Annotated in this window: 3 protein-coding genes and 1 pseudogene; 2 read left to right on the top strand and 2 right to left on the bottom strand. The window is 72.7% G+C overall.

What is annotated here, in order from left to right; genetic code table 11:
- Positions 1–83 precede the first annotated feature (83 nt).
- Entirely contained in the window at positions 84–1481 is a 1398-nt protein-coding gene (locus ASF38_RS17880) for a dihydrolipoamide acetyltransferase family protein (RefSeq protein ID WP_056574199.1), read from the top strand.
- Between the two features lie 146 nt (positions 1482–1627).
- Here ASF38_RS17880 and ASF38_RS04625 read toward each other — a convergent pair whose 3' ends face one another.
- A complete protein-coding gene (locus ASF38_RS04625; RefSeq protein WP_200914408.1) occupies positions 1628–2251 on the bottom strand; it encodes a DUF1684 domain-containing protein in 624 nt (207 codons plus the stop codon).
- A 115-nt stretch (positions 2252–2366) separates the two neighbouring features.
- On the opposite strand from ASF38_RS04625, the gene ASF38_RS04620 reads away from it, so the two are divergent.
- Positions 2367–3635: a nitrate/nitrite transporter gene (locus tag ASF38_RS04620; RefSeq protein ID WP_055962664.1), complete on the top strand. Its 1269-nt coding sequence runs from the start codon at positions 2367–2369 to the stop codon at positions 3633–3635.
- 9 nt (positions 3636–3644) lie between these two features.
- Here ASF38_RS04620 and ASF38_RS18845 read toward each other — a convergent pair.
- Positions 3645–4115, bottom strand: a pseudogene (locus ASF38_RS18845) (hypothetical protein); the annotation flags it as partial.

The raw sequence follows: 4115 nt of genomic DNA, 5'->3' as shown, positions 1-4115 counted from the left end.
GGAGGAGGAGTTCCTGCCCGACCTCGACCGTGTGCTCGACGCCGTCGACCGCGCCATGGCGTTCTGAGAGCGGGAGACATCTGATGAGTGAGTTCAGGCTGCCCGACGTGGGCGAGGGACTGACCGAGGCCGAGGTGCTCACCTGGCACGTCGCCGTGGGCGACGTCGTCGAGGTGAACCAGGTGATCGTCGACATCGAGACCGCGAAGTCGGTCGTGGAGCTGCCCAGCCCGTTCGCGGGCGAGGTGACGGCCCTGCTGGTGCGCGAGGGGACGACCGTGCCCGTGGGCACGCCGATCATCGCGATCGGGGGTCCGACGGGAGCCGTCGTGCCCGACGACGCCCGCGACCTCACCGACGAGCGCCCGGTCGAGGACGACGCCGAGGAGCCGGCGGCGCAGGACAAGCGCGAGCCCGTGCTCGTCGGCTACGGCGTGCGCACGGCGTCCACGCGCCGACGTCGGCGCAAGGGCGACGAGCAGGCGAGCGCTCCCCTGGCCGCCCCGAACGCGGGCGTGGCGACGGTCGAGCGTCCGGCCCGGTCCGGCTCGGCGACGGGTGACGTGCGTGCGCTGGCCAAGCCGCCCGTGCGCAAGCTGGCCAAGGACCACGGCGTGGACCTCACCACGGTCCCGTGCGACGGCCCCGTGGTCACCCGCGCGGACGTGGAGGCGTTCATCGCCGGACGCAGGTCGGAGCCGGTCACCGTGCCGACGTCGACCTCACCCGCCGCGCGGGCACCCGTCAGGTCGGCCGAGGGCGACACCCGCATTCCCGTGAAGGGGGTCCGCAAGGCCACGGCCCAGGCCATGGTCAGCTCGGCGTTCACCGCACCGCACGTCACCGAGTGGGTCACGCTCGACGTCACCGCCACGATGGAGCTGGTCGAGCGGCTCAAGGCCGACCGGCGCTTCCGCGAGGTCAAGGTCTCGCCGACGCTGGTCGTGGCCAAGGCCGTCTGCCTGGCACTGGCCCGCACGCCCGAGCTGAACGCCAGCTGGGACGAAGAGGCGCAGGAGATCGTGCTCAAGGGCTCGGTCAACCTCGGCGTCGCGGCCGCCACCGACCGCGGTCTCGTGGTGCCCAACATCCCGGGCGCCGACCGGATGAGCCTGGTCGAGCTGGCGCAGGCGCTGGGCGACCTCACCGCCACGGCCCGTGCCGGCCGCACCCAGCCCGCGCAGATGAGCGGTGGCACGTTCACGATCACCAACGTCGGCGTGTTCGGCGTGGACGCGGGCACGCCCATCCTCAACCCGGGCGAGACCGGCATCCTGTGCGTCGGCCAGATCGATCGACGTCCCTGGGTCGTCGGCACCCCTGGCGGGGGTGCCGGTGGGGACGAGCGGATCGAGCCTCGCTGGGTCACGACGCTCGCGGTCAGCTTCGACCACCGCGTCGTCGATGGCCAGCAGGGCTCGCAGTTCCTGGCCGACGTCGCCGCGCTCCTGCGCGACCCCGCCCTCGCCCTCACGTTCTGACCCACCGAGCGGTGACTTCTCCACCGATGGGCGGGCGGAGTGGCCGAGCGGTGCGGATTCCACCGGCTCAGGGCTGAGACGGTGGAATCCACACCTCCCTGCGCGATGCGCACCGTTTCGGTGGAGAACTCACCGATCGGGGGGAGTCAGGAGAGGCGCTCGCCCGCCTCGACGACGTCGGTGACCATGTTGCCCGGCGACGCGAGGGGGCAGCGCCAGCGGTCGTCGTAGCGGCACGACGGGTGGTAGGCGAAGTTCAGGTCCAGGACCAGCGTGCTGCCGTCGGCACCCCCGCCCAGCCAGGAGCCCTTGGCGGTGTCGAGCAGGTAGCGCCCCGCACCGTACGACCCGCCGGCCTCCGACTCCCGGCCCGACGTGCCGTCCCGCAGGGGCACGAAGATGCCGCCGGCGTACTGCTGCAGCGTCCACACGTCGAGCGTCGAGCCCGATGGCAGGGCCAGCTGCCCGGTGCGCTGCATCGTCACGTCGCCGTCGCCCCCGCCGTCGACGACCCGCTCGTCGGGGTCCACGGCATCGGTCGGCGCGGGCAGCAGCGGCAGCTCGAACCGCCAGGCGGGGTCGTAGGGCCAGTAGGGCAGCCCGGTCTCGCGCAGCGGGTCGCGTGCCGGCAGTGGTGACTGGGGGTGGCTGCGGAACAGGTCGTCGCGACCGCTCCGCCACGTCGCATGACCTCGTTCGGGGTCGGGATCGGCGCGCACCTGCTCGTAGAGCGCGGCCACGCGCACCCGCCAGTCCACCAAGGTCAGCACACCGGCCACGCTAGAGACCCCCGGCGGATCCGCAACCCCCGAGGCGACCTGGGCACGGCCCGACACCCGGCGCATACTGGGGCGAGTGAGCGGAGCGACGAGCAGGAGAGGGCCGGTGGCGGTCTGGCTCGTCGGGCTCTCGCTCTACTTCCTCGCCGTCTTCCACCGCTCGTCGCTCGCGGTGGCGGGACTCGCCGCGAGCGAGCGGTTCGGCATCTCGGCCGCCCAGCTGTCGACGTTCGTCATGCTGCAGCTGGTGGTCTACGCCGGCATGCAGATCCCGGTGGGTCTGCTGCTCGACCGGTTCGGTCCCCGCCGGATCCTCACCATCGGCGTCCTCGTGCTCACCGCGGCGCAGGTGACCTTCGCCCTGGCCGACACGTTCGCCGTGGCGCTCGTCGCCCGCGTGTTCGTGGGGCTGGGCGACGCGATGACCTTCGTGTGCGTGCTCCGGCTCGTGACCACGTGGTTCCCGTCGCGCAGGATCCCGCTCGTCACCCAGCTCACGGGCGTGCTCGGCCAGATGGGAGCCCTCGTGGCCGCCGCTCCCATGACGTGGGCGCTGCGCGAGCTCGGCTGGACCACCACCTACCTGTCGGCGGCGTCGCTGGGCATCGTCCTGCTCGCCGCCCTCCTGCTCGTGGTGCACGACGAGCCCGGCTCGCCGCGGGTGCTCGGCGCCCCGTTGTCGTGGACGACGGTCCGCTCCAGCCTCGCGGCGTCGTGGCGTCACCCGGGGACCCGACTGGGCTTCTGGGTCCACTTCACGACCCAGTTCAGCGCCACCACGCTGGGCCTGCTGTGGGGCTACCCCTTCTTCGTGCGCGGCGAGGGTCGCACGCCCGCCGAGGCAGGCGCCCTGCTGACGATCCTGGTGCTCGCCGTCATGGTGGCCGGGCCGACGCTGGCCTGGGCCATCACCCGCGACCCGTGGCAGCGCTCGAGCATCGTGCTCGGCATCGTGTGGGCGGTCGTCGCGGTGTGGACGGTCGTGCTGGTGTGGCCGGGCGACGCGCCGGCCTGGCTGCTCGTGGTGCTCGTGGTCGTGGTGGGCGTGGGCGGACCCGCGTCGATGATCGGCTTCGACCTCGGCCGATCGTTCAATCCTCCCAACCGGCTGGGCGCCGCGACGGGCATCATCAACCAGGGTGGCTTCGTCGCCTCGTTGCTGCTCGTCGTGGCCATCGGCCTGGTCCTCGACTGGCGCACGCCCGGTACCAGCACGGCCTACTCGGCGGAGTCGTTCCGCTGGGCGATGTCGGTGCAGTACGTGCTGTGGGCCGTCGGCATCGTGCAGATCTGGCGCTACCGTCGGCGCACGCGCGCAGAGCTCATCGCCGAGGACCCCGACGCCCGCGAGCGCTGGCGCGACGGCCTCGCCTAGCCGAACCGGTCAGGCGACGTCGAAGGTGACGCCCGTGGCCAGCTCGGACGCGGTCCACAGGTTGTCGGCCAGCTCCTCGTCGCGCGCGGCGCGGGTCATGCCCACGAGCACGGGCTTGCCGCGCATCTGACCGAGCAGGTTCGGGCCGACGTACTCGCCGCCGGTGAAGCTCTCGTCGGTCGCCGCCCTCAGCGAGGGCAGGGCACCGGCGGCGGCCGACTGGCCGACCACGCGACTGATCTGGTGCAGCCCGAAGCCGAGCATCGGGTTGCCCATCTTGAGGCCGGTCTGCTGGAGCTCGGTGTTGGCGTAGCCGGGGTGCGCCGCCACGCTGACGACGCCGAGGCCGGCGGCCTTCGCGCGCCGGTCGAGCTCGAGGGCGAACGACAGGTTCGCCAGCTTGGACTCCGCGTAGGTCTGCCAGCGGCGGTAGCGCCGCGGCGAGCCCTCGGGCGTGAGGGCTCGCAGGTCGACGCCCTT

The organism is Aeromicrobium sp. Leaf272 (assembly GCF_001422865.1).
In the GTDB taxonomy this organism is placed as follows: domain Bacteria; phylum Actinomycetota; class Actinomycetes; order Propionibacteriales; family Nocardioidaceae; genus Aeromicrobium.
Note: the sequence above shows the minus strand (reverse complement) of the source record. Positions and strands in the feature narration are given on the sequence as shown.